The organism is Cystobacter fuscus (assembly GCF_002305875.1).
Classification (GTDB): domain Bacteria; phylum Myxococcota; class Myxococcia; order Myxococcales; family Myxococcaceae; genus Cystobacter; species Cystobacter fuscus_A.
This window is the reverse complement of the sequence record NZ_CP022098.1, coordinates 9,094,067-9,118,192: the sequence shown is the minus strand read 5'-3', so window position 1 is coordinate 9,118,192 and position 24,126 is coordinate 9,094,067. Positions and strand designations below refer to the sequence as shown.

Genomic DNA, 24,126 nt, shown 5'->3' with positions numbered 1-24,126 from the left:
CACCCGGGGGCCATTGCCTTCCGCTCTGGCTCCGGATGAGTTGATACTTCCCGCGGGTGGCCAGGAGTACGCTCGGCAAGCGCTCCGCGCGGAGAGTGGACCCACCTGTTGGACGAAGGGGTGTTCCCCATGGGTAACGAATCCGATACTGGTGCCCCGTTGATGCTCGGCTCGGAAGAGGAGTTGCAGGCGCGTCTGGCCCTCACGGGACCAGGGGATGTGGCGCGTGGCATCTTCATGAACAGTCTGTTGGATCTGCTGCGCCAGTTCGGAGACGAGGTGCTGCTGCATCAGTGTCTCGCGCTGGGCGGCGAGCAGCGCTTCCTGGAGTTCTTCAACTACCCCCTGAGCACCTGGCTGAAGATGGCCTACCCCGCGGCGCGGCGCATGAGCGAGAAGTACGGGGACTTCTCGGCGGCCATGTGGGAGATGGGCTATCAGGCCTCCAAGGCCTTCTACGCCTCGAGCGCCGGAAAGGTGCTGGTGCTGCTGGCGCGCAATGATCCCCTGCGGCTGCTCAACAACATGCCCTCGACCACGCACGCGGTGCTGGGCGACAACACGGGCATCGATCAGATGAAGCGCACGGGCCAGTCACACGGCGTGCTCTCCTACAAACGCGACCTGGTGCCCCGCCCGTTCAACGAGGGCGCGCTGCACGCGTCGCTCGAGGCCGTGGGCGCCAAGGACGTGTCGGTGCATGCCCGCGCGCTGGGCGCCTACGATACGGACTACGAGCTGTCCTGGTCGTGACCAGGGGCAGGCACACCGCATGGCCGACAAGCGCCGTTTCGATCTCTTCGCCCGGTTCCTCGTCGAGCGCTTCCCCGCCCCGCGGATCTTCGACATCGCCGGAGGACAGGGCCGTCTGAACGAGGCCCTGTCACGGCTGGGCCGCACCGTCACCACGTTCGACTCGAGGCACAAGCACCTGCCCGTGCGCTACGAGCAGCGGATGTTCACGCTCGACGAGCCGTGTGAGTGCGACCTGCTGGTGGGCATGCACCCGGACGGGGCCACGCGCATCATCATCGAGTACGCGGCCAGGCACCGGCTGCCCTTCGCCGTGGTGCCGTGCTGCTCGGACAACGGCATGCCCTACAACCCCTGGCGGCGCTACCTGGCGGACCTGGCGCGCGAGCAGGGCTTTCCCACCGTGGAGGAGCACGCGCTGCCCATGGACGGCCGCGCCCGGATCGTCCTCGGCGACTTCGGTTCCTCACCCCGGGAACCAGGCACTGGCCCTCAGTAGTCCGCCCACCACCCGGCGCGCCGTGGCCACGCGCCGTCGGGGCGTCGGCCCTCCCCGTGCCTCCCCCGTCCAGTCGAAGTCCCGCAGCCGGGCGAGGAAGTCCTGGCGCACGCAGCCCTCCAGGCTGAAGACGTGCACGTCCTCCGTCCACCGTCGCACCAGGCGCAAATCCCTCGAGAATTCCTCCCAGTCCAGCGGCGGCACCTCGATGAGGCCCGGCACGTCCACGCCGCCCCCGGTGACGCCCAGGCCCACGGCGCGCGCCTGGGGGCCATAGCTCTCCAGGAGCCCCGGGCCGTGGGGGCGCACGAAGCTCGTGTAGAGCATCAACACCTCGCGGTCGGCGGCCACGTCGAGCACCCCGGTGAGCCGCTGCAGCAGCGTGGAGCGCGCCTGGCGATCGTCCACGATGAAGGGCAACTGGTAGCTGTCCACCCGGTAGCCATCGCCCCGGATGCGCTCCATCAGCGCGTGGTAGCTCGCCCGGGCCTCGCGCAGCAGCCCTCCCCGCGCGAGCCGGGGCAGGAGCGCCGGCAGCAGGCGCCAGCGGCTGTCCAACGCGCGTCGCAGGTCGCGGATGTCCGGCTCGATGTCCAGGCCCACGCCGTCCCAGAGGAGGCCCTCGGTGAGCGTCCAGGCGCGCCAGTCCGCGTAGCGCCCGGCGGCCTGGGCCGCGTTGCCCTGGTGGAACCAGTAGCCCTGGTCCTTGGGCAGGAGCTGCCAGGCGATGACGGGCACGCCCGCCGCGTTCAACCGCCGCACCACCTCCGCGCGCTCGGGGCCCAGGTCGAGCACCCCGAGGCTCACGCTGGCGCGCAGCGCCTGGAGGTGCTCGATGACGGACGGGGTGGCGAAGAGCGCCGTGAGCGGCCCGGCCTCGAGCTCGCAGAAGAAGGTGAGGCGGGCGGGGCCGGGCGTCGTCACGGAGAATGCGCTCCGGGGCCTCAGCCGCGCGCGGCGCGGGCCAGTTGGACCTTGGTGGTCTTGGGCGCCTGGGTGGCCTTGGGCTCCTCGGACTCGCCCTTCATCCAGCTCTTCATCTCCGGGACGATCTTCTTGCTCCAGTTGCGGCTGGCGCGCACCTGCATGAAGGCCACCACCAGCGCGTCCACCATGCCGGAGAGCTGCTCGGTGAGGTAGAGCCGCTCGAGCAGCTGATCATCCTCCTCCTCCGTCATGAGCTCCGGCAGCTTCGCCGCGCGGATGTCGAGGAACTCCGCGTCCAGCGTCACCTCGTACACCTTCTCGCCGTGGGTGAAGCGCAGCCGGGCCTGGTGCACGAGCAGCCCGCGGTCCAGCGAGTGGCGCACGTTCTCGGAGTAGGGCGCGAGCGTGCCCTTGGCCATCATCTCCGTCACGTCCCCGTTGACGCCGCGAAGCGTGCAGCGGCCCATGTAGAGCACCTCCAGCCCCGTGCCCTCGAAGTCCACGAGCGCGCCGCCCGACTCCGAGCGCCACAACAGCCAGGTGAGGAACTCGCGGCCGAGATAGGCCCGGCCCCGCAGGAGCTGTTCCCGGGCCTTGTCGCGCTCGACCTGGGCCTCGTCCCGCGTCTCCTCCTCGGTGGCGCCCCCGTCGACGCCCGTGTCTCCCCGCATGAACGCCGCTTCGATTCGTGCCTGCTCACGCGTCGCCATGGCTCACCTCGTTGCTCTCGATCTCGCTCTGGGAAATCTCCATGCCGATGAGCTCCGGGGTGGGGACCAGGTTCTCGTCGGAGATGCCGGCCTCGGCCGCGAGCGACACGGGCACGAGTGGCTGGAGCTTCACGTCGAAGGACTCCTCGATGGCGAAGAGGATCTCCTCCACCGTCTTGCGCGAGGAAGCCCAGAGCTGCACCTGGTTCGTCTTCAGGTTCCAGCTCACGTCGTGCACCTTGGTGAAGGGCACGGCGCGCTGGCGCAGCATGTGCTTGATGGAAGCGCGGTTCTCGCTCTTCTCGCCGCGGGTGGGGGGCCGGCCGTTCTCCTTCTCGAAGGCCTTCTCCCACTTGCTCAGCTCCGCCTTGAGCACCGGCGCGGGCACCTTCACGGTGTCCACGCGGTAGCCGAACAGCGCGTACTCGCCATAGAGCACGCTGCCCGTGGAGAAGTCCGTGCCATCGGAGTTCTCCAGCTCCACGAAGCCCGCGGCCCGTTCGTCCTCGGTCTTCTTCAAGTCGATGGGCTCGAAGTGCCCGGACTTCAGGCCCTTGGACAGCCAGCGTTTCGTGTCGGATGGGGCGTCTCCGGCCGGTGCGGACCGGAAGCGCGAGAAGGTGACTGCTCCACTCAGGACAGGCATGAGGGGCGGCAACTTGGACAAGCCGGGGTCCGCCGTCAAGCCACCCGGCGTATGGCCCTCCCGGCTGTCCAAACGCGGACGCGGCTGGTAGAGGAGGCCTGATGAACGACCTGCCCTTCGAAGTCTCGCCCACCTTGTTGATCGCCCTGCCGGGCTTGCGGCTCTACGCATTGTGTGCCGTGTTGCTCGTCATCAAGATGATCGCCGTGGGCATCTACACCGGTGTGGTGCGCTCGCGGCTCAAGGTGGCCACCAACTCCGAGGACGCGGCCCGCTTCGGCGCCCAGCTCTCCGATGTGGAGCCCCCCGAGGTGGCGCGCGTGCTCCGGGCCCACCGCAACGATCTGGAGAACATCCCCGCCTTCCTCATCCTCGGCCTCGTGGCGGTGTTGCTGGGCGCTCCGTCGCTCGCCCTGAAGATCGCCCTCATCGTCTTCACCGCCGCGCGCGTGGGGCACTCCATCGCCTACCTCAAGTCCATGCAGCCCTGGCGCTCGGTGAGCTTCGGCTTCGGCATGCTGTCCATGCTCACGGTGATGGTGCTCATCCTCATCCGCGTCTTCGCCTGAGCCCCCCAGCCCCCCTCCGAGGAGTTGCCCTTCATGCGTCCCATGCTCGACAGCCTGCCGGTCCTCTACCGGGATCTGCTTCCGGACTTCTTCCGGAAGGAGGTGCCCGTGGAGACCAAGGCCACGTGTGACTCGTGCGCCATGTGTCCCTCCTCGGCCTCGGGCACGGTGGAGTCCGTGGATGGGGTGAGCCGCCTGTTCCGGCCGGACACCAAGTGCTGCACCTACTACCCCCGCCTGCCCAACTTCCTCGTCGGGGCGCTGCTCTCGGACGGACGCGCCGAGCTGGCCGAGGGCCGGCGGCGCATGGAGGAGAAGATGGGCACCCGCCTGGGCGTGACGCCCCAGTGGGTGAAGGCCTCCGCGCGCTACAACCTGCTCTACCGCAACTCGCGCCAGTTCTTCGGCCGCGCCGCCTCCATGCGCTGCCCCTACTACGAGGAGCAGCAGGGCGGCTGCACCATCTGGCCCTACCGCGAGGCCGTGTGCTCCACGTTCTTCTGCAAGTACGTGGCGGGCGCGGATGGGCGCAAGTTCTGGATGACGCTCAAGACGTACCTGACGCTCGCGGAGATCCAACTGTCGCGCTACGCCGTGCTCCAGTTGCTGCCCGAGTACATCCTCGCGGGCCGCGACAAGCCGGAGTTGACGGACGCGCCGAGCGTGGAGGAGCTGGACGATCGGCCCATGCCCGCCAAGGACTACACCGCGCTGTGGGGCAAGTGGGAGGGTCGCGAGGCGGAGTTCTACCGGGCCTGCTACGACCTGGTGCGCGCGCTCACGCCGGAGCAGGTGGACAAGCTGCTCGGGCTCGATGGCGTCATCGAGCTCAAGGTGCTGGAGAAGAGTCACCGGGACGCCGTCGCGCCCGAACTGCCCAAGGTGCTCAAGCTCAACTCCGAGGCCACGGTGAAGTGGCTCGCGGACGGCAGCGTCGCGCTCGGGGCCTACAGCGAGTACGACGCCGTGGCGCTGCCCGGCATGGCCTACGCGCTCCTCGTGGAGTTCACCGGTCTCGAGCCCGTCGAGAAGGTGCGCGAGCGGCTGCGCCAGGAGAAGCAGGCGGACCTGCACGAGGACATCCTGCTGGAACTCTACCGCCACCGCATCCTGACGACGGCTTGAGCCCCCTCCCGCGCCTCACCCGAGCACGATCGGCCGGGTCACCTGTCGCAGCAGCTCCATGGGCCCCTGCGCCTCGAGCTGCTGGCGCTGCTGCTCCGTCTTGACGAGCAGCGAGCCGCCGAAGCCCATGGCGTTGACGTTGATGCCCTGGGACTCGGCGCACGCGCGGGGCACGAGCAGCATCCAGTCGCGCGTGGCCAGCAGGTTGTAGGGCGGCAGCGGCGTGGTGCCCAGGGCGGCCGCGGCCATGAGGGCCTGGTAGGCCTCGAGCATGCGCGCCCCATCCTTCGCGGGCTCGTCCTCCCAGGACCCGAGCCCCGTCGCCACGTGGCCGAAGCCCAGGTCGGGCACCGTCGTCACCACGCCGCGCGCCAGGGGCGCGGACAGCCACGTCTCCATGGGGACGCGCAGGCCGTCGGGCCCCAGCGGGGGGATGAGCTGCAGGTGCTTGTGCCGCTGGCTCGCGCCCGCCGCCTCGCCGGAGTTGTAGAAGGCCAGCCCGTCCAGCCCGCTCATGCACAGCGCGAGCGCCTCGAAGTCCGCGGCCGTCAGCCACGACTCCTGCTCCTCGAAGACGCGCGTCACGATGAGCAGGTGGTGCTCGACGACGTTGAACTTGTTGAGCAGACACACGTGGGTGGGCGTCAGCCCGCCCACCACGAGGTCCGGATCCGGATTCTCGAAGGGGTTGAAGGGCGTGGCGCGGGGCGGCTCGCGTTTGGCGCGCTCGTCCTTGAGGTGCGCCCGTCCGAGCATGCGCACCTGGAAGGGGACGCCCCGGTGGTTCAGGGTGCGGCACTCGGTGGCGATGGGTTGCAGGGCTCCGGTGGCCAGTCCATGCCGGGTCGCTTCGAGCGTCTGGGACCACAGGTCCTCGGGCCGCAGCAGGGATGGGGGAGCGGTGCGCGTGTTCATCACGGCGTACCTTACCGCCTCCTCCGGGGCTTGCGGCGAACCGTTCGCACCCGGTGGGGCTCAGGGCTCACGCATCACCTCTTCCAGCCACCGGGCGAAGGGCGTCGAGCCCACGATGGGCCCCAACCGTCCGCGCACCGACTCCCGGCCCATCGTCTGGAAGGTGTCGAGCAGGCCGAACGCGCCCAGCACCTCGCGCACCGGTCGCTGGCCATCCCGCTCCATCGCCCGGGTGATGAACGCCTCGAGCTCCGGGAGGGCCCGCCCCGAGGCGAGCCACTGGGCAATTCCCTTGCGCGCCACGGCCGTGCCGCCGGGCACGTCCACCTGGCCCAGCTCGTGTCCCAGCCGCGACAGGTTCAGGCCGAGCACCCCATCGAGCAGCGCCACGCGCAGCTCGGCGTGTTCCGCGTGGCGGGTGGGGTTGCTCAGCGCGTCGGCCACCTGCTGGAAGATGCCCGAGAGGGCCGAGTCGACGAAGTCGCGGGCCCGCTTCTCCACCTGCCGCTCGATTTCGTCCGACAATGCCCCGGCGATGCCGCCCAGGGCTCCGCTGTTGCGCGCCTGCTCGGCCGCGAGACGCGCCAGGCCGGAGAAGCCCTTGGCGATGCGGTTCTCCGTCACGGGCGCGCTCACCTTGCGGCTGAACTCGATGAGCACGTTGAGCAGCAGCGCCCCCACCAGCGTGCGGACCGGCGGGCGATCCAACAGCGCGAGCACCAGCGCCCGATCCGGGGAGTAGCGGCGCGAGGCCAGCTCCACCGCCATCTTGGCCAGCTCGGGTGGCAGGGCCTCGCGCACGGTGTGCTTGTCCTGGGAGAGCTGCTCCTGGAAGTGCTGGAGGGCCGAGGCCAGCTCGTGCTCCGCGGTGGGCGAGGCCAGGGCGCCCTCGAGTGCCTGGGTGACGGCGCGGGCCAGCAGGGAGGGCGGAAGCAGGGCGGTGAGCGGCTGGGTCAGCTCATGCTCCACCACGAGCGCGGCGAGGCGGTCCAGGGGCCCGTCGGGCGAGGTGTCCTGGAGCCGCGTGAGGAGTTGCTGGGCGTTCATGCCGGCACCATAGCCTTCATGAAGGGCAGGTGGTCACCGGGGCAGGCGGGCAACCAGGGGCCAGGTGTCTTCCGCCGGGGACATCCTCATTGTTGAGGTACCCACCTGTAGGAGGTACAGCCATGAGCAAGAAAGACGTCCTGCATATTCCCATGACTCCTACACCCCCCTCCCGAGACGCGGGGGCGGAGGAGGAAGAGCATCCCCATCACGCTCCTCCGGTGATGCAGCCGGACGAGGGTCCAGGGGAGACCCCCTCGCTCGGTGGCAATCCACACGTCATCAAGCCCGTGAACACGCCGGGCCGGTACCCAGGCGTGAGCGTGACGTGACGCGTGGGGGGTCGCTCTCAAGGGGAGTTCCGTGGACCGGCCCCGGACGAGGGGGCCGGTCTTTCCGCATCACGACAGGAGAAGTCATTGGAGAGCCGTCTCGCCGAGCTGCTGGATTCCCGGCGCGAGGAGATCATGCGGCGCTGGCTCGAGCATGTCGCGCGCTTCCATGCCACGCGGCCCCACAGCCGCTCCGAGCTGGAAGATCACATGCCCCATTTCCTCTCGGCCCTCAGTCACAATCTGCGCGAGGGGCGCCGGGAGCGGGCGCGCGACTACGACTCGTCCAGTCCGGTGAAGAACCAGGGGGCCCAGCACGGCCTGCAGCGGCTGCGGATCGGCTTCGATCTCGAGGCGGTGGTCCGGGAGTATGGCGAGCTGCGGGAGATCCTCGATGATCTCTTCGAGCAGGCGGGCCTGGTGCCCTCGCTGGACGAGGAGCGCGTCCTCAACCAGAGCATGAGCCAGGCGGTGGCCGAGGCCGTGTCCAGCTATACGGCCAGCCAGCGGCTCCGCCTCCACGAGGGTCGGCTGACGCTCGACGCGGTGGAGAACGGGGATGCCTTCTTCATCCTGGACTCCGAGTGGCGGATGATCCGCGTCAACCGCTCCCAGGAGCGCTTGAGCCAGACGCCTCGCGAGCAGTCCCTGGGACGCGTTTTCTGGGATGTCTTCCCGCTCTCCCGGGATCCCTCCCTGCAGTACTGGTCCCAGTACCACCGGGTGATGCGCGAGCGCGTCCCGGTGGCGTTCGAGGAGTACTACCCGCCGCTGGATGTCTGGACCGAGGTGACGGCCTATCCCGAGGAGGCGGGCGGCATCATCGTCTTCTTCCGGGACGTGACCGGGAAGAAACGCCTGCAAGCGGCCCTGAAGCGCTCCGAGGAGCGTTACGAGCTCGCCTCGCGGGCCACCCAGGCGGCCATCTGGGATTGGGATCTGGTGCACGACACGGTGGGCTGGAACGAGGGGGTGCGGACCCTGTTCGGCTACGCGCCCGAGCAGGTGGGCGCGGACGGCGCATGGTGGCTCGGGCACATCCATCCGGAGGACCGCGAGCGCGTGGAGCGTGACATCCATGCCTTCATCGCGTCGGCGAGCTCCGAGCGCTGGCTGTGCGAGTACCGTTTCCTGCGCGCCGACGGCAGCCATGCCGAGATCGTGGATCGGGGCTATCTGGCCCGGGATGAGCAGGGCAAGGCGCTGCGCATGGTGGGCGCCATGGAGGACATGTCCGCCCAACGCGCGGCCGAGGCCGAGAGCGCGCGGGCCCGCAGGTTCGAGCAGCGCCGGGAGCGGCAGATCCTCGGCCTGGCGGAGGCCGCCGCAGCCATCCACGGTGCCTCGTCGCGCGAGGGGATGCTGCACGCCCTCACCCTGCATGCCCGGGCGCTCGTCGAGTCGCACCAGGCGGTGGTGTCCCTCACGGAGGACCAGAACTGGAGTCAGGCCATCACCGAGGTCTCCCTCTCGGAGAAGTACGCGCCCTGGCGCGAGTACTCCGCGAAGCCGGACGGCAGTGGCATCTACGCCTGGGTATGTCAGCGCAACCAGCCGGTCCGCATGACCCAGGCGCAGCTGGAGGCCCATCCCCGTTGGCGTGGCTTCGGCGCCCATCATCGCGAACATCCGCCCATGCGCGGCTGGCTCGCGGTGCCCCTGGTGGGACGAGATGGGAAGAACCTGGGCCTCATCCAGCTCTCGGACAAGATGGATGGCGGCGACTTCTCGGCCGATGACGAGGCCCTGGTCGTGCAACTGGCGCGGTACACCAGCGGCGCCCTGGAGAACGAGCGTCTGGCCCTGGAGACCCAGAAGGCCCAGGAGCGCGCTCGCATCGCGATCGAGGCCACGCAGTTGGGCACCTGGGACATGGATCCCCGCACCGGGACGCTCATCTGGGATGCCCGCTGCAAGCAGCTCTTCGGTCTGCCACCCGACGCCCCGGTGGACTTCCCCACCTTCCTCTCGTGCCTTCAACCGGAGGACCGGGAGCGGGTGGACCAGGTCGTCCAGCGCGCCATGGATTTCCGGAGCGGAGGGGTGTTCCACACCGAGTACCGCACCGTGCGCGCGCCCGATGGGACCGAGCGCTGGCTGGACGCGCGGGGCCGGGTGTACTTCGATGGCCTGCAACGGCCCGTGCGCTTCACGGGCACGGTGCTGGACATCACCGAGCGCAAGGCGCTGGAGGTCGAGCGCGTGGCCCTGCTGGAGCGCGAGCAGGCCGCGCGCACCGAGGCCGAGCACGCCAACCGGCTCAAGGACGACTTCATCGCCACGGTGTCACACGAGCTGCGCACGCCGCTCACCGCCATCCTGGGCTGGGTGCAGATCCTCCGCTCGGGTCAGCTCCCCGAGGAGCGGCGCACGCGCGCGCTGGAGACGGTGGAGCGCAACGCCCACGCCCAGTCCCAGCTCGTGGAGGACCTGCTGGACATCAGCCGCATCATGTCCGGCAAGCTGGTCCTGGAGGTCGAGTCCGTCGATCTCAGCTCGGTGGTGGAAGCCGCGCTCGAGTCCATCCGCCCGGCCGCGGTGGCCAAGGGCATCCTCCTGCAGCCCGTGCTCGACTCCGTCGCGACCGTCATGGGGGATCCCACCCGGCTGCAGCAGGTGGTCTGGAACCTGCTGTCCAACGCGGTGAAGTTCACGCCCAAGGCGGGCCGTGTCCAGGTGCTGGTGGATCGGCGCGACTCCTCGGTGGAGATCGTCGTCGCGGACTCCGGCAAGGGCATTCCGGTGGACTTCCTGCCGCACGTCTTCGAGCGCTTCCGTCAGGCGGAGGGCAGTGTCGCGCGCAAGTACGGGGGCCTGGGCCTGGGCCTGTCCATCGTCAAGCACCTGGTGGAAGCCCACGGCGGCACGATCGATGCGTTCAGCGAGGGCGAGGGCCGGGGCGCCACCTTCACGGTGCGGCTGCCCACGGCCGTGGTGCGGCGCAAGGAGTCAGGTGCCTCCTCCGCCACGGGCTCGCGCGACGAGCCCGACCTGAGATGCCCGCCCCAGCTCGAGGGCCTGCGGGTGCTGCTCGTGGACGACGAGGCGGACACGCGCGAGTTGCTGCGCACGCTGCTCGAGGGGTGTCGCATGCGGGTGGAGACCGCGGCCTCGGCCGCCGAGGGCCTGAGCGTGCTCCTCCAGACGCGGCCCCACCTGCTCATCTCCGACATCGGCATGCCGGGCGAGGATGGCCATGCCTTCATCCGCAAGGTGCGCGCCCTTCCCGCGTCCGAGGGCGGCCGCATCCCCGCCGTGGCGCTCACCGCCTACGCCCGCGCGGAGGATCGCACCCGGGCGTTGCTCGCCGGCTTCAAGGCCCACGTGCCCAAGCCCATCGAGCGCTCCGAGCTGCTTGCCGTCATCCTCTCGCTCGTTCCTCCCCCCGAGGAGCGCTGAGCTTCACGCGGGCCAGACCATCACCCACACCCACACCGGCGACCAGACACCCAGCGTGGGCATGGGACGCACGGCGGCGGGCTTGCTCTCACGGCGCTTGCGGAACTCATCCAGGTTGATGACGGCGGAGGCGTGGCTCATGGCGGACACCGGTTCGGTAAGGAAATCCTTCCTTATTGTCGGAAGGAGCCGTCCGCCGGTTGCGCGGATTTTCGTCCGCCAAAACGGAGAGGGTGCGGCGGGGGGAGGGGGAGGCCGTTATAAGGCGCGCCCGAACACCGCTGAACCGGAGGTCCGTTCCCCGTGGCCGCAGATGCTCTGTTCCGACCCTTCTCCTACAAGTCCCTTCATCTCAAGAACCGCATCGTCATGGCGCCCATGACCCGGTCCTTCTCGCCCAATGGCGTGCCGCCGTCCGAGGTCGCCACCTACTACCGCCGCCGCGCCGAGGGCGAGGTGGGCCTCATCCTGTCCGAGGGCACCGTCGTGGCCCGGCCCTCGGCCAAGAACGATCCCAACGTGCCGGACTTCCACGGGGAGCAGGCGCTGGCCGGCTGGAAGCGCATCATCGACGAGGTGCATGCCGCCGGTGGACGCATGGGTCCGCAGATCTGGCACGTGGGCTCGGCGCGCAACCCCCAGGTGAAGTGGGCCGCTCCGCCTCCGGTGGATAGCCCCTCGGGCCTGTCCTCGCCCGGCAAGCGCTTCACCGAGCCGATGACGGAGTCGGCCATCGCGGACACCATCGCCGCCTTCGGCAAGGCCGCCGCGGACGCCAAGCGGCTGGGCTTCGACGTGGCGGAGATCCACGGCGCCCACGGCTACCTCATCGATCAATTCTTCTGGGCGGGCACGAACGAGCGCACCGACGTCTATGGCGGCGCCTCGCTCGCCGAGCGCACCCGCTTCGCCGTCGACGTGGTGAAGTCCATGCGCGCCGCGGTGGGCGAGGACTTCGTCATCATCCTGCGCCTGTCCCAGTGGAAGCAGCAGGACTTCAACGTGAAGCTCGCCCAGACGCCCAAGGAGATGGAGGCGTGGCTCACGCCGCTCGTCGACGCGGGCGTGGACATCCTCCACTGCTCCCAGCGCCGCTTCTGGGAGCCGGAGTTCGAGGGCTCGGACCTCAACTTCGCCGGCTGGGCGAAGAAGCTCACCGGCAGGCCCACCATCACCGTGGGCTCGGTGGGGCTGGCGGGCGAGTTCCTCGAGACCCTCATGAAGGGCGCGGGCTCCAAGCCCGCGTCGATCGACAACCTGCTGCGGCGCCTGGAGCGGGAGGAGTTCGACCTGGTGGCGGTGGGTCGCGCGCTCATCTCGGACGCGCAGTGGGCGCGCAAGGTGCGCGAGGGCCGCGACTCGGAGCTGGCCGCCTTCGATCGCGAAGCGCTCGCCACGCTGGTGTGAGCCCGCGGCGGCGAGGGCGGAAGTCCGCTCCCGCCGCCGCCCGCGTGGGGAGGCCTGGCTACGGCGCGAGGACCGTCACGGTGCGCGTGGCGGTGGTCGTGTTGCCGGCGCCGTCCGTGAGGCGGTAGGTGAGGGGATAGGTGCCCGGTACCTGGGAGTTGACCGTGCCGGAGACCTGAATCCGGTTCGGCCAGGACCAGGTGTCCATGTAGGGACCGTCGCACTCGTCGCCACCCGTGGCCCCTGGCTCCTGGTAGGGCGTGTTGTAGGGCAGGGAGAGGCTCGTCGAGCCGTTGAGGCTCAGGTGGGGCGGGCGCGTATCGACGACCGTCCACACCGTGTCACAGCTCGTCAGGTTGCCGGCGAGGTCGATGGCGCCGACCGAGTGGGTCCAGGTGCCCGGTTGACCGAAGTATTGCGGCGTATTGCTCACGAACTGGATTCCGCAGTTGTCGTCGACGCTCATGTCCACGGTGGTCTGGCCGCTGTAGGTGCATTCCAGCCGGCGCGTGGCCGGACAGCTCACGAGCGGCGGTGACACGTCGTGGGCGCAGTCATTCGGGCCGACGAGCCGGAAGCGGGTGCGGTTGTTCTCCACCGACGAATCATACTGAGTATAGGTCACCAGGAAGTGGGAGGGGCTCTGCGCGGCGATGCCCACCCAATCCCCGGAGCCTCCATGGAGCGTGGCGAGCCCATCCTCCGCGCCCGCTTCGACCGTCCCCGAGGAGGACACCCGCGTGGTGCGCAGCTGGCGACCTCCGCCGCGGGACGCCTGCCAGAGCACCCGGTAGTCCTGTCCATCGAAGGTCGCGCTGAAGGACGCGCTGTTCCAGCCGGTGTCCGCGGGGAACTCGGCTCCGGAGCCCACGAGGATGTCCGAGGCGTCGAGCAGCGCCCCATCCGAGGCGCGCACGCGCCGGGCCTTCAAGGATGAGCCCTCGTTGAAGATCACGAGGAACTCGCCCGCCCGCGCGGCGACCCGGACCTGGGTCGCGGACGCCGGGGAGAGGTTCAGGGGAGTGGTGTCGAGCACCTGTCCCGCCGCGTCGACGCGGGCCGCCTTCACCCCGCCGTCGACCCACGCCACCAGGCTCGCGCCTCCCCACGAGGCGGCATGGAAGGCGGGCTCGTTCACGGCGACGTGGAAGGAGGCGGACTCGATGCGCGTGCCGTCCGAGGGACGGATCCGGATGCCCTGGAGCCTGTGGTCCGCGATGCCCTGGCCGAGCCAGGCGTAGCCGTGCCAGAACACCAGGTAGTTCGTCCCGTCGAACGTCACGGTCGGTGAGTACTGGGGCAGGAAATCCGGTGGGCTGATGCGCAGGGGCTCCGTATCGAGCAGCGCGCCATCCGAGGCCCGCACGCGTGCTCCCACGATGGCCGGGCTCGAGGTGAGGTCCGTCCAGGTCACCAGGAAGTTGGCTCCGTCGAAGGCCACCGAGGGCAGGTAGGAGACCTGGCTGCCCGTGGCGATGTGAAGGGGCGAGGAGTCCAACAGCGCGCCGTCCGAGGCGCGCACCCGCACGGCGAGGATGTCGGGAGTGTCGTGGCCCTCCATCTCCCAGACGACGAGGTAGACGCCATTGCCCACGGCCACCGTGGGCTGGGCGTCGACGGACCAGGGGGGCGTCGTGGTGCTCACGGACGTTTCGGCCGAGGCCTGGAGCGTGGACTCGAGTGCCCGGGCTGTCTGGCCAATGCCTTGCTCCTCTCGGGGAGCGGCGGAGTCCGTCGGACCACACGCGGCGAGCGCGCCCAGCAGCGGGGCGCAGCGCATCAGGGAATGCCAGGAGAAGCGCGCGCGAGCGCCCGGGCGGGAGCTCGTGCGGTGACGAGGGTTGGAAATCACCAAGGGGAAGGACCTCCTGTGATGGCGATGTTGGGGTAGGGCGGACAAACCCTAACATACGTTTCCCACTCCGCGTGCGGTGTTGGACTCCGCCTTCAATGACAGCCAGGCGCGTCATGAGGCCCTCCTCCGGGTGGCTTCCTTCCCCACGGAAGATTCCACGCGCGGCGCCCGGCTCAAGCCATACACAGACACCGCGCGGGGGCCTTCCTTCCGCCTTCGCCAATGGGCCCGGCGCCTAGCAAAAGATGCGCTTCGAGTCAAAGGGGGCTCCCTCGGATTTCACGAGCTCCGTTGCACCCTGACCGAACGGTCAAAATTCTCCATTCTCGATAAATGATAATGAACGATGATGTCGTAATAAGTTCCCTATTTTGTAAAAAGCAGTTATACACAGCTCACTGGAAATGCCCGTTCCCCAATTGTTCCAGTGACCGGAGGCAGTTCAGTGAGTCATCGAATTCGCGGAGTCGTGGGAGTCACCGCCCTGTCGTTGTTGATGAGCGCGTGCACCGAAGGCAGCGGCCTGGAGGGGTCCAAGGCCGAGGGTGTCAAGACTTTGGCGTCGGCGCTTGGCAACAACGTCGTGGACAAGGATGAGGCGGGAGTGGCCCGGTTCATCGTGGGCGACCTGGGCGCCGCCCCGGCCTCCTCGCTGGCCGCGGACCTCGCTCCGGCCCTGGCGACCATCGCGCCCCAGTTCCGCATCAGCCCGGACAACCTGCGGCTCACGCGCTCCTACAAGGACGCGCAGGGTGATGAGCACCACCGCTACCAGGTCAGCCACAACGGGCGGGCCATCTACGGTGGCGAGCTGCGCCTGCACGCGCGCGCCGGGAAGATCATCGCCGCCAACACCAACGTGCGCGGCGACCTGACGGGCCCGGAGAAGGCGGTGGTGGCTCCCGAGGCCGCCGCCATCGCGGCCGCCGAGGACCGTGACGCCCCGCTGTCCGCGCGCACCGCCGCCGGCGAGCCGGAGCTCTTCTACTACCGCGCGGGCGACAAGCTCCTGCTCGTCTATGAGGTCCGCCAGACGGGGACGCAGGCGGACGGCACGCCGGTGGACGACTCGGTGCTCATCAACTCGCTGGATGGCTCCATCGTCCAGCGCATCCCGCACGTGCACACGGCCCTGGACCGCAAGATGTACGACGGCCAGACCAAGAGCACCCTGCCGGGTGTCCTGACGCGCATCGAGGGCGCGGCTCCCGTGGCCGACGCGGTCGTCAACACCAACTACGACCACCTGGGCACCGTCTACAAGTGCTACAGCGAGCTGTTCGGCCGCGACTCCATCAACAACGCGGGCGCCACGCTCATCAGCACCGTGCACCACCAGGTGAAGTACGTGAACGCCTTCTGGAACGGCACCCAGATGGTCTACGGCGACGGTGACGGCGTCAACGCCAGCAACCTGGCCAACTCGCTGGACGTCACCGCGCACGAGCTCACCCACGCCGTGACCGAGTACGAGTCGGATCTCATCTACTCGGGCGAGTCCGGTGGTCTCAACGAGTCCTGGTCCGACATCTTCGGCGCCGTGTGCGAGTGGTACCGGGACGGCAAGGTCGTCAGCGCCGCCACGTGGATCGTCGGTGACGACGTGTGGACGCCGTCCATCCCCGGCGACGGCCTGCGCTACATGGCCAACCCCACCCAGGACGGTGACTCGCTGGACTACTACCCGGACTACTCCTCCGGCGTGGACGTGCACTACAGCTCGGGCATCTCCAACCTGGCCTTCTACCTGCTGAGCCAGGGTGGCAAGCACCCCGGGGGCAAGACGACCACGGAAGTGACGGGCATCGGCATCGAGAAGGCCGCGAAGATCTTCTACAAGGCCAACGCCGACATCATGACGGCGAGCACCTCGTTCGAGCAGGCCAAGGTCGCCACCGAGCAGGCCGCGCAGCAGCTCGGCTATGACGCGGCCACCATCGCCTCCGTCTCCAACGCCTGGAAGGCCGTGGGTGTGGGCGTGCCCGTGCCTCCTCCGCCCACGTCGCCGATCGAGAAGAACGTGCCGGCCAACGTCGAGGGCGCGAAGGGCTCCAAGAAGTACTTCGACTTCGACGTGCCCGAGGGTGCGTATGACCTCCAGGTCACCCTGGCCGGTGGCACGGGCGACGCGGACCTGTACGTGCGCTACGCCAACGCGCCCACCACCAGCCTGTACGACTGCCGTCCCTACAAGTCCGGCAACAACGAGTCGTGCACCTTCGCCGCGCCGAGCAATGGCAAGTGGTACGTCCTGCTCAACGGCTACAGCGCCTACTCCGGCGCCACGCTGACGGTGACCTGGAAGGGTGGCTACACCAACATCGAGAACCGCCAGAAGGTGGAAGGCCTCTCCGGTACGCCGGGCTCCGAGCGCATCTTCAAGCTCGCGGTTCCCGCTCGCAGGAACGGTGGCAACAACCACGTGCAGATCCGCCTGCACGGCGGCACGGGCAACGTGGACCTGTACGCGCAGCACGGCTCGGCGCCCAACACCTTCGAGTACGACTGCCGCGGCGTGAACGACCACAACAACGAGACGTGCAACCTCAACGACGTGCGCCCGGGCAACTACTACATCCTGGTGTACGGCGCGAAGGGTGGCTTCGAGAACGTGACGCTCGAGGTCCTCCACCAGGAGTAATCCGAAGCGCTCGAGGTAGTCGCTGAGGGGGGTGGGTCTCACGGCCCACCCCCTTCTCGTTTTCAGGCCCCGTCCGGGAACACGCGGCGCGCCCCCGCGGCGATGAGGCCGAGGAGCACCACGAGCAGTCCCAGGGCCACGGGCAGGCGCGTCCAGTCCGCGAGCAGTCCGACGAGCGGAGGGCCCACGAGGAAGCCGCCGTAGCCCGTCGTGGACACCGCCGCGATGCCCACCGCGGCGGGAATGGAGGAGACCCGGCCCGCCGCGCTGAACAGCACGGGGACGAGGTTGGACAGGCCGAGCCCCACGCACCCGAACCCCACGATGGCCGCCACCGGGTGGTGCAAGAGCAGCGCGGCCCCGAGTCCCCCGGCGGCCAGCAGGGCTCCCACGCCGAGCAGCACCCTCGGGCCCAGGCCGCTGACGAGCCGGTCCCCCGTCAGCCGCCCCATCGCCATGGCCAGCGAGAAGCCCGCGTAGCCCGCGCCCGCGAGTCCCGCCTCGGCCCCCAGGGATTGGCGCAGGTAGACGGCGCTCCAGTCCGCCATGGCTCCCTCCACCATCATCACCACGAAGGCCGCTGCGCCGAACACGAGCAGCGGCCCCCGCGGCAGCGCGAAGGCATGCGCGGCCCCCGTCCCATCCGCCGAGGCGGGCAGCAGGAAGCGCGCGCAGGCGAGCACCGCCGTGCCCCCGAACGCCGCCACTCCCAGCAGGTGCGTCTCGGGCGGCATCCCCCGGGAGAGCAGCAGCACGGAGCCTCCCGCGCCCGCCAGGCCGCCCAGGCTGAACAGGCCATGGAACGAGGACATGATGGTTCTTCCCACCCGGCGCTCCACGGCGACGGCGTGGGCGTTCATCGCCACGTCCATGGAGCCGTTGGCGGCCCCGAGCGACACCAGCGCCAGCACCAGGGACGGGAAGTCGAGCGCGCGCACGGGCAACACCACCAGGGCGCACAGCAGCAGCGCGCTCACGAGCGTGACGAAGCGGCTGCCCCAGCGCGACACCAGCGCTCCCGTCACGGGCATGGCCACCAGCGCGCCCGCCGCCACCCCCAACAGCGCCAGTCCCAGCAGGCTCGTGCTCAACCCCAGCCGGTTCTGCACCGTGGGGATGTGCGGCACCCAGCTCGCGAAGACGAAACCATTGATGAAGAAGACGGTGGAGACCGCGGCGCGGGCCTCGCCCGGGGTGGGCTCGGCGCGCGCCGGGACTTCGAGTGGGGAGGCCCTCATGAGCGCCCTCCTCTCGGGCACCAGAACTCCCAAATCGGCAAGATGACGCATGAACCAGCGCTTTTCGTTCGCATGAATCTCCGCATTAGTGCGTTGTTTTGCATGATAATGCGCGAGTATGCTGGTTCATGCAAGGGGAGGGTTCAGTAGCTCAGCCCGTGCGCGGCGGCCTTCGCCTTCACGCTCTTCATGACGTTGGCGTCGAAGGCGTCCTGCTTGTCGGCCACGTTCTTCGCGCGCCAGGAGTCGCGCTCCGCCGCCAGCTTCGCGGCCTTCTCCTCCAGGTCCTTGCGCTCGTCGGCGAGTTGTTTGACCTTCGCCGCGCGGCCCGCCGTGTCCAGCGCGCGCAGTTCCCCGGGCAGCTCGTCGTCCGCCACGCCGGCGAGGGCCTCGGGCTGCGCCGTCAGGTCCACCGCGCCCTGCACCGGCGCGGGCGCGCTGCTCACCGCGGCGGCGGCGGCCCCCTTGCCCCGGCCCCGGGTCGTCTTCATGAACTGGATGCGCTCGGCCGCGGCTTCCGCGGGCAGCTCCGCCATCTGTCCGGCCCGGGCCTGGTTCGCCTCGCGCGCTTCCTTCTTCCCCGCGTACATCGTCTTGCGCGCCAGCTCCGCGTTCACCCGGGCCAGCTCCGCGTCATAGGGCGTCACCACCGCCGCCATGCCGCCCGACTGCTCCAGGGATTCGTACAACCCGTCCGTCGTCTTCGCCGCGTACTTCCATTGCGTCTGGGTCTCGGGGTCGCTTCCACAGCGCACCGTGTTCACCACGATGTGCTGCTCCGCCGCCCGCTTCACCCAGTGCTGGAAGTTCCATTGCTTCTCGCGCTGCGCGGGCGGCGCGTCTCCCACCAGGAAGATGAGCTTCATCGTCTCGCGGCTCGGGTCCCACGACAGCTTCGACACCGCCTCGCCCAGGCCGCGTCCCACGTGCTCGGGCGTGTCCCCGCCGCCATCCGCCCGGAGCTGGCGCAGGTGCGTGAAGACGCCATCCAGGTCGTCCGTGAGATCCGTCCACCGGGTGACGTACTCGTCGCCCACGTCCCGGTAGGCCACCAGTCCCACCCGCACCCGAGGCGTGGGCTTGCCCTGGGCGATGCGCGACGCGATGGAGAAGATCTTCTGCTTGGCGCCCTCGATGAGCCCGCTCATGGAGCCCGTGGTGTCCAGGACGAAGACCAGATCGATCCTCGGCTGGGCCTCCTGCCGTGGGGGCGCGGGAGGCGGGGGCGTCTGTTGTTGGGGCTGGACCTGGGCGGGCGGGGCCGGGGGAGGGTCACCCGCGAGGGCGTGGGGCGCGGCGAACATGGAGAGGGCGAGCGCGGCCCCGAGCGCGGGGCGCGAGAAGGTCTTCAGGGTCATGACGGGGAGTCCGGTGAGGGAAGGAGGGGTGCTGACAATCCAGCGCGCGCCGGGGCTGTAACGCGCGAGCCGCCCCGCGGATCTACGGGAGTGTTCTTTCGTGAAGACGGGCGACTTCACGTGGGAGCGTTCGGGTAGATTGGGCAGGGCGGGAAGAGCCTTTCTTCCCCGGAACCCTCGTTCGTGAATGGAGCCCGCGTGTCCTCCTCCGACAATGACGCCGATGCGCAGGGCGCGAAGGGAGGGGAAACACCTGCTGCCTCGCGCTGGTATCTCGGAACCGAGCTGAGCGAGCGCATCCTTGCCCTGCGGCGTCACGGCGGCCCGGTCAGGACAGCGGGGGAGCGGGCCCGTCGCCGCGCCGAACGCTGGCGCGCGCAGGAGCCCTTCGTCCGGGAGGAGTGGTGGACACGCCGGCTCGCGGCCGATGGACTCACCGAGGAGGACTTCCTCTCCCTGCTGGGCCTGTCCCCCGAGGCCTTGCGGTCGTCCATGGAGTCCGCCCCCGCGTGGCTCCAGGAGATCGAACGGGCCTACGTGGAGCCCGTCTCCGAGCCCTTCTCCTGGCCCGAGCGCGCGGGGGGGCCGGAGCGCTCCGCGTTCCTCGCCCTGGCCGAGCCGTTGGTGCGAAGCGGCCTCGCCCGTCTCCTGCGCGGACTGGGCGAACTCGAGACGTCGTTTCCCGGGGCGCTCTTCGAGCCCGAGACCCTCGGGCGGGAGCTGCTGGGCCATCTGCCCACGCTGCTGACTCCGTTGCTCAGCCGGACCCTCGTCGTGGAGTTGCACGCGGCGCAGTTGCAGGAGCGGCTCACGGGCGACACGCCGCGGGCGCGCTTCCAGGACTTCGCCCACTCCCTGCGCCGACGCGAGGTGGCCCTGGAGATCCTGGCGCGCTACCCCGTCCTGGCCCGTCAGCTCGTCGAGTGCATCGCCCACTGGGAGCGCGCGGGGGTGGAGCTGCTGCGCCACTTCCGCGAGGACGCGCCGGAGCTCCAGCGCCGCTTCTCGGGAGGCGTGCCGTTGGGCCGGCTGGTGGAAGCCGAAGGCGGAGTCTCGGACTCCCACCGGGGTGGCCGGGGTGTCTTCCTGCTGCGCTTCGAGTCGGGCACGCGCCTGGTCTACAAGCCCAGGTCCCTCGCCACCGAGGCCGCCTTCCAGCGGCTCCTGTCCTGGTTGGCGCAGCAGGGCCTCGAGCCCGCCCCGCGCACCCTCGAGGTGCTCGACCGCGGAGACCACGGCTGGGTGGAGTTCGTGACCCCGGCCCCCTGTTCCTCGGCCGAGGAGGTGCGCCGCTTCTATCTGCGCCAGGGCGGCTTCATCGCCCTGCTGTACGTGCTCGACGCCACCGATTTCCATCACGAGAACCTGATCGCCTCCGGCGAGCACCCCGTGCTGGTGGACCTCGAGACGCTCTTCCATCCCCCCGTGCGCGTGCGCGAACAGCGGGACACCGAGCGCCATCCGGGAGCGCCCCTCGGGGAGTCGGTGCTCAAGAGCGGGCTGCTGCCCCAACGCACCTGGGGCACCCGGGAGCGCCCCGGGGTGGACATCAGTGGCCTCGGTTCCAGCGCCGGGCAGCTCACTCCCCAGGCCTTCCTCATGCCGGTCGAGCGGGGCACGGATCGCATGCGGTTCGAGCGCCGCCAGGTGGAGGTCCCCGGCTCCCACAACCGTCCGCGCCTGGAGGGGGTGGACGCCTCGCTGCTCGACTACGCCGACGCGTTGTCCGAGGGCTTCTCGCGCATGTACCGCCTGCTGCTGCGGCGGCGAGAGGCGCTGCTCGCCGGGGACGGGCCCCTCGCGGCGTTCGCGGAGGCGCCGGTGCGGGTCGTCTTCCGCCACACGTCCGTCTATGGCTCCCTGTTGCTCGAGAGCTTCCATCCCCATGCGCTCGGGGATGCCCTGGAGCGTCAGTGCTTCCTCGAGCACCTCTGGAAGGGCGCCGTGGAGCGCCCCTTCCTGGCGTCCCTGATTCCCTTCGAGCTCGAGGATCTCCTGCGCGGAGACGTCCCCCTGTTCACGACCCTGCCCGGCACGCGGCACGTCTGGACGAGCTCGGGGGCGCGCCTGGAGGATTTCCTGGAGACTCCTGGTCTGGAGCGCGTGCGGCGCCGGGTGGCGCTCCTGTCCGACGAGGATCTCGAACGCCAGCGTTGGATCATCCACCGCGCGCTCGATGCGCTGCGCCTGGGGGAGCCGGGTGGCGAGCGTCCCTCCTATCCGGTCCCGGAGCCGGGCGAGCGCGCGGGGAGGGAGGAGTTGCTCGCGGCGGCCCGGCGCATCGGGGAGAAGCTCGTGGGGTTGAGCCTCCGTGGACCGGAGGAGGCCCACTGGTTGACGCTCGACTACGCCGATGCGGGCGGATGGCAGCTCGCGCACGCGGGGGCCGATCTCTACCAGGGGCTGGGGGGCATCGCCCTGTTCCTCGGCTACCTGGGGGCCGCCACGGGCGAGGAGTCCTTCACCCGCACCGCCCGGATGGCCCTGTGCGCCCAGGAGCATCAGATCGAACTGGATGCCTCCCAGGTACGGGGACTGGGCCTGCTCAATGGCTGGGGCGGCGTCCTCTACGGACTCACGCACCTGGGCGTGCTGTGGGCGGACGCGCGGACGCTGGACAGGGCCGAGCACTATCTGGAGCGGCTGCCGGCGCTGATCGAGCGCGATGAGATGCTCGACCTGGGCGTGGGCTCGGCGGGGTGCCTCATCGCCCTGCTCACGCTCGCGGAGCACCGGCCGTCGGAGCTGCTGTGGAAGGCCGCCCGCGCCTGTGGAGAGCGCCTGCTCGACTCCGCCCGGCGCCAGGAGCGGGGCATGGGGTGGGTGGTGCCGCTGGCGGGACAGCTCGCCCTGGCGGGAATGTCCCACGGCGCCGCGGGCATCAGCCTGGCGCTGCTGCGGCTCGCGGCGGCCACGGGCGACGAGCGCTTCGGCCGGATGGCGCGCGAGGGCATCGAGTTCGAGCGGGGGCTGTTCTCCGCCGCGGAGCGCAACTGGCCGGATCTGCGCGCGGGCGCCGCCGAGCTGGCGGGGCCGCATGGCGGTGGGATGCACTTCATGACCGCGTGGTGCCATGGCGCGCCGGGCATCGGTCTGGCGCGGCTGTCGGGGCTGCCCATGTATGACGATGCCCGGGTGCGCGAGGAGCTCGCCCACGCCGTGGCCACGACGCTCGCGGGCGGTTTCGGCCAGAACCACTCCCTGTGCCATGGCGACCTGGGCAACCTGGATTTCCTCCTGGAGGCGGCGCGCGTCCTGGGAGACGAGGCGCTGGAGCATCAGGTCTACCAGCGGGCCCGCACGGTGCTGCGCGTCCTGGACGAGCGGGGCTGCCTCTTCGGGCTGCAACGCAACATCGAGACGCCGGGGCTCATGGTGGGGCTCGCGGGCATCGGCTACGGGCTGGCGCGTCTGGCCGCGCCGGAACGCCTGCCTTCCCTGCTCGCGCTCGCGCCGCCGGGCCACACGATTCCGAAGCCGAAGGGTTGGCGGCATTCGGAGCAGTCGAGGATCCAACCCCCATCCAAGGGAGAGCCCCCATGAGCAAGTCGAACACCGAGCATATCCTCCGTGCCTGGCGTGACCCCGAGTACTTCAACAGCCTGTCGGCGGAGGAGCGTGCCGCGCTGCCCGCCAACCCGGCGTCCGCCTTTGCCCTGGACGACAGCGTTCTGGAGTCCGTGACGGGGGGCGGCATCCTGGAGCCCACGTCGGCCTACTGCACGCCGTGTCCTCCGAAGTACTGCTACTGAGTCATCGTGGTGAGGTGCCCGGCGGGTAGCCGGTCCGGGCACGAAGGGGCCTGGAATTCCCTCGGGAGTTCCAGGCCCCTCGTCTTCATGGGTTGTCTCGGGGCATGGCGCGCTCGACGACGCGGAGAACCCGTTGCACCAGGGCGTGCACTGCCTCCGGGGTCAGCGCGGGGCCGGGTTGACCCCGCCGAGTGGCGAGTGCGGCATCGATGAGGGACGGCTCCTCCAGCCGCTCCCGGGCCCATGTGGCCGCGGCCAGTTTGGTGCTCCATACGCCCTCCTCGGCATACCGCCAGGCCCGGCAGGCGTTGAGCACGTTGTTGGCGCTCGCCGGCTCCTCCCGCGAGTGCCACGCGAGCGAGGTGCGGATGGCGTCGAGCACCCAGCGCTTGTCCTGGGGTGCGAGCAGCTCGTTGGCGGGCGGTCCGGCCAGTCTCACCCCGTGCTGGCGGGCGATGTCGAGGTCGATGACGAACCAGTGCGGGGACTCGTCTTCCGGGCGGACGGTGAACCGGTGGCCCATTCCGGCGCCGGTGTTGAGGTTCAGCTCGAAGCGGGGGCTCGGGGTCGGCCGCGAGACGGTGTCCTTGGGGTACAGGACGAACTCCAGGCCCCGGGCGGGACAGGGCAGGGCGCGGTGATCCAGCTCCCTCGCGAGGGCCTCTTTCGTCGCGAGCTCCACGGGCCGAGCGCAGATGGCGATGAGGTCGATGTCGCTCGGTCCGGCTTCATACCCCCCCAGGCTGTTCGAGCCGATGAGGTAGACGCCCAGCAGCGCGTCGCCGAGCACGGCCTGGAGTCGCTTCACGACGGCGTCCGTGTAGCGCGCGACTGCGGGGGCCACGTGCGTGGGAATGTCTTGTGGGGGATTCATTCGTCCTCCTGGAGCGCGATGGAGCAAGGCACGGACAGCGATTAGAGGCCAGTGAGTGCTTGGCTCGAGGTGCGGAGGG

At 69.8% G+C, this 24,126-nt stretch carries 20 protein-coding genes; 10 read left to right on the top strand and 10 right to left on the bottom strand.

What is annotated here, in order from left to right:
• The first annotated feature begins 129 nt into the window (after positions 1 to 129).
• Positions 130 to 753 (top strand): TIGR02265 family protein, encoded by a 624-nt coding sequence (locus tag CYFUS_RS36825; RefSeq protein ID WP_095989457.1) that lies wholly within the window; start codon positions 130 to 132, stop codon positions 751 to 753.
• Positions 754 to 772: 19 nt separating this feature from the next.
• Positions 773 to 1,252, top strand: a complete 480-nt coding sequence (locus tag CYFUS_RS36820; protein ID WP_095989456.1) for a hypothetical protein — start codon at positions 773 to 775, stop codon at positions 1,250 to 1,252.
• Here the strand turns inward: CYFUS_RS36820 and CYFUS_RS36815 are convergent.
• Genes CYFUS_RS36815 through rdgC form a run of 3 tightly spaced genes read right to left on the bottom strand, consistent with a single transcriptional unit; the run spans position 1,220 to position 3,535 of the window.
• Complete coding sequence (locus CYFUS_RS36815) at positions 1,220 to 2,176, bottom strand: hypothetical protein (protein ID WP_095989455.1); 957 nt, start codon at positions 2,174 to 2,176, stop codon at positions 1,220 to 1,222. The genes CYFUS_RS36820 and CYFUS_RS36815 overlap by 33 nt on opposite strands.
• 20 nt (positions 2,177 to 2,196) lie before the next feature.
• Positions 2,197 to 2,889, bottom strand: coding sequence for a hypothetical protein (locus CYFUS_RS36810; protein ID WP_095989454.1), 693 nt, complete (start codon positions 2,887 to 2,889; stop codon positions 2,197 to 2,199).
• Positions 2,876 to 3,535 (bottom strand): recombination-associated protein RdgC, encoded by a 660-nt coding sequence (gene rdgC, locus CYFUS_RS36805; RefSeq protein WP_095992455.1) that lies wholly within the window; start codon positions 3,533 to 3,535, stop codon positions 2,876 to 2,878. The genes CYFUS_RS36810 and rdgC overlap by 14 nt, the downstream gene beginning before the upstream one ends.
• A 101-nt stretch (positions 3,536 to 3,636) precedes the next feature.
• Here rdgC and CYFUS_RS36800 point away from each other — a divergent pair, with 101 nt between their 5' ends.
• Positions 3,637 to 4,104 carry an MAPEG family protein gene (locus tag CYFUS_RS36800; RefSeq protein WP_095989453.1) on the top strand — a complete coding sequence of 156 codons (468 nt, stop codon included), beginning with the start codon at positions 3,637 to 3,639 and terminating at the stop codon, positions 4,102 to 4,104.
• 33 nt (positions 4,105 to 4,137) lie between these two features.
• Entirely contained in the window at positions 4,138 to 5,229 is a 1,092-nt protein-coding gene (locus CYFUS_RS36795; protein ID WP_095989452.1) for a hypothetical protein, read from the top strand.
• A 15-nt stretch (positions 5,230 to 5,244) separates the two neighbouring features.
• Here CYFUS_RS36795 and CYFUS_RS36790 read toward each other — a convergent pair whose 3' ends face one another.
• Both CYFUS_RS36790 and CYFUS_RS36785 read right to left on the bottom strand, forming a co-directional pair.
• Positions 5,245 to 6,144: an ATP adenylyltransferase family protein gene (locus CYFUS_RS36790; protein ID WP_095989451.1), complete on the bottom strand. Its 900-nt coding sequence runs from the start codon at positions 6,142 to 6,144 to the stop codon at positions 5,245 to 5,247.
• A gap of 60 nt (positions 6,145 to 6,204) precedes the next feature.
• Positions 6,205 to 7,191 carry a hypothetical protein gene (locus tag CYFUS_RS36785; RefSeq protein WP_095989450.1) on the bottom strand — a complete coding sequence of 329 codons (987 nt, stop codon included), beginning with the start codon at positions 7,189 to 7,191 and terminating at the stop codon, positions 6,205 to 6,207.
• A 122-nt stretch (positions 7,192 to 7,313) separates the two neighbouring features.
• Here CYFUS_RS36785 and CYFUS_RS36780 point away from each other — a divergent pair, with 122 nt between their 5' ends.
• Entirely contained in the window at positions 7,314 to 7,523 is a 210-nt protein-coding gene (locus tag CYFUS_RS36780; protein ID WP_095989449.1) for a hypothetical protein, read from the top strand.
• Between the two features lie 87 nt (positions 7,524 to 7,610).
• On the top strand, positions 7,611 to 10,922 hold the full coding sequence (locus tag CYFUS_RS36775; protein WP_095989448.1) for a PAS domain-containing protein: 3,312 nt from the start codon (positions 7,611 to 7,613) through the stop codon (positions 10,920 to 10,922).
• Between the two features lie 3 nt (positions 10,923 to 10,925).
• On the opposite strand, the gene CYFUS_RS51990 is transcribed toward CYFUS_RS36775, so the two are convergent.
• Positions 10,926 to 11,063 (bottom strand): hypothetical protein, encoded by a 138-nt coding sequence (locus tag CYFUS_RS51990; RefSeq protein ID WP_198317012.1) that lies wholly within the window; start codon positions 11,061 to 11,063, stop codon positions 10,926 to 10,928.
• A 162-nt stretch (positions 11,064 to 11,225) separates the two neighbouring features.
• Here CYFUS_RS51990 and CYFUS_RS36770 point away from each other — a divergent pair, with 162 nt between their 5' ends.
• A complete protein-coding gene (locus tag CYFUS_RS36770) occupies positions 11,226 to 12,329 on the top strand; it encodes an NADH:flavin oxidoreductase (RefSeq protein WP_095989447.1) in 1,104 nt (367 codons plus the stop codon).
• Positions 12,330 to 12,387: 58 nt separating this feature from the next.
• Here CYFUS_RS36770 and CYFUS_RS36765 read toward each other — a convergent pair whose 3' ends face one another.
• Entirely contained in the window at positions 12,388 to 14,181 is a 1,794-nt protein-coding gene (locus CYFUS_RS36765; protein ID WP_232537865.1) for an immunoglobulin-like domain-containing protein, read from the bottom strand.
• 448 nt (positions 14,182 to 14,629) lie between these two features.
• On the opposite strand from CYFUS_RS36765, the gene CYFUS_RS36760 reads away from it, so the two are divergent.
• Positions 14,630 to 16,825, top strand: a complete 2,196-nt coding sequence (locus tag CYFUS_RS36760; RefSeq protein WP_232537015.1) for a M4 family metallopeptidase — start codon at positions 14,630 to 14,632, stop codon at positions 16,823 to 16,825.
• A 62-nt stretch (positions 16,826 to 16,887) separates the two neighbouring features.
• Here CYFUS_RS36760 and CYFUS_RS36755 read toward each other — a convergent pair whose 3' ends face one another.
• On the bottom strand, positions 16,888 to 18,063 hold the full coding sequence (locus CYFUS_RS36755; protein ID WP_095989444.1) for an MFS transporter: 1,176 nt from the start codon (positions 18,061 to 18,063) through the stop codon (positions 16,888 to 16,890).
• Positions 18,064 to 18,206: 143 nt separating this feature from the next.
• A complete protein-coding gene (locus CYFUS_RS36750) occupies positions 18,207 to 19,421 on the bottom strand; it encodes a vWA domain-containing protein (protein WP_095989443.1) in 1,215 nt (404 codons plus the stop codon).
• Between the two features lie 198 nt (positions 19,422 to 19,619).
• Here CYFUS_RS36750 and CYFUS_RS36745 point away from each other — a divergent pair, with 198 nt between their 5' ends.
• Positions 19,620 to 22,964 (top strand): type 2 lanthipeptide synthetase LanM family protein, encoded by a 3,345-nt coding sequence (locus CYFUS_RS36745; RefSeq protein ID WP_095992454.1) that lies wholly within the window; start codon positions 19,620 to 19,622, stop codon positions 22,962 to 22,964.
• A complete protein-coding gene (locus CYFUS_RS36740) occupies positions 22,961 to 23,173 on the top strand; it encodes a mersacidin/lichenicidin family type 2 lantibiotic (RefSeq protein WP_095989442.1) in 213 nt (70 codons plus the stop codon). The genes CYFUS_RS36745 and CYFUS_RS36740 overlap by 4 nt, the downstream gene beginning before the upstream one ends.
• A gap of 85 nt (positions 23,174 to 23,258) precedes the next feature.
• Here CYFUS_RS36740 and CYFUS_RS36735 read toward each other — a convergent pair whose 3' ends face one another.
• Positions 23,259 to 24,047 carry an aminoglycoside adenylyltransferase domain-containing protein gene (locus CYFUS_RS36735; protein ID WP_095989441.1) on the bottom strand — a complete coding sequence of 263 codons (789 nt, stop codon included), beginning with the start codon at positions 24,045 to 24,047 and terminating at the stop codon, positions 23,259 to 23,261.
• Positions 24,048 to 24,126: the final 79 nt, after the last annotated feature.

Excerpts from the sequence above, each read along its gene's own strand:
- CYFUS_RS36735 (WP_095989441.1), bottom strand. The coding sequence starts at position 24,047 with ATGAATCCCCCACAAGACATTCCCACGCACGTGGCCCCCGCAGTCGCG.
- CYFUS_RS36810 (WP_095989454.1), bottom strand. The coding sequence starts at position 2,889 with ATGGCGACGCGTGAGCAGGCACGAATCGAAGCGGCGTTCATGCGGGGA.
- CYFUS_RS36795 (WP_095989452.1), top strand. The coding sequence starts at position 4,138 with ATGCGTCCCATGCTCGACAGCCTGCCGGTCCTCTACCGGGATCTGCTT.
- rdgC (WP_095992455.1), bottom strand. The coding sequence starts at position 3,535 with ATGCCTGTCCTGAGTGGAGCAGTCACCTTCTCGCGCTTCCGGTCCGCA.
- CYFUS_RS36740 (WP_095989442.1), top strand. The coding sequence starts at position 22,961 with ATGAGCAAGTCGAACACCGAGCATATCCTCCGTGCCTGGCGTGACCCC.
- CYFUS_RS36755 (WP_095989444.1), bottom strand. The coding sequence starts at position 18,063 with ATGAGGGCCTCCCCACTCGAAGTCCCGGCGCGCGCCGAGCCCACCCCG.
- CYFUS_RS36790 (WP_095989451.1), bottom strand. The coding sequence starts at position 6,144 with ATGAACACGCGCACCGCTCCCCCATCCCTGCTGCGGCCCGAGGACCTG.
- CYFUS_RS36825 (WP_095989457.1), top strand. The coding sequence starts at position 130 with ATGGGTAACGAATCCGATACTGGTGCCCCGTTGATGCTCGGCTCGGAA.
- CYFUS_RS36800 (WP_095989453.1), top strand. The coding sequence starts at position 3,637 with ATGAACGACCTGCCCTTCGAAGTCTCGCCCACCTTGTTGATCGCCCTG.
- CYFUS_RS36750 (WP_095989443.1), bottom strand. The coding sequence starts at position 19,421 with ATGACCCTGAAGACCTTCTCGCGCCCCGCGCTCGGGGCCGCGCTCGCC.
- CYFUS_RS51990 (WP_198317012.1), bottom strand. The coding sequence starts at position 11,063 with ATGAGCCACGCCTCCGCCGTCATCAACCTGGATGAGTTCCGCAAGCGC.
- CYFUS_RS36780 (WP_095989449.1), top strand. The coding sequence starts at position 7,314 with ATGAGCAAGAAAGACGTCCTGCATATTCCCATGACTCCTACACCCCCC.
- CYFUS_RS36785 (WP_095989450.1), bottom strand. The coding sequence starts at position 7,191 with ATGAACGCCCAGCAACTCCTCACGCGGCTCCAGGACACCTCGCCCGAC.
- CYFUS_RS36820 (WP_095989456.1), top strand. The coding sequence starts at position 773 with ATGGCCGACAAGCGCCGTTTCGATCTCTTCGCCCGGTTCCTCGTCGAG.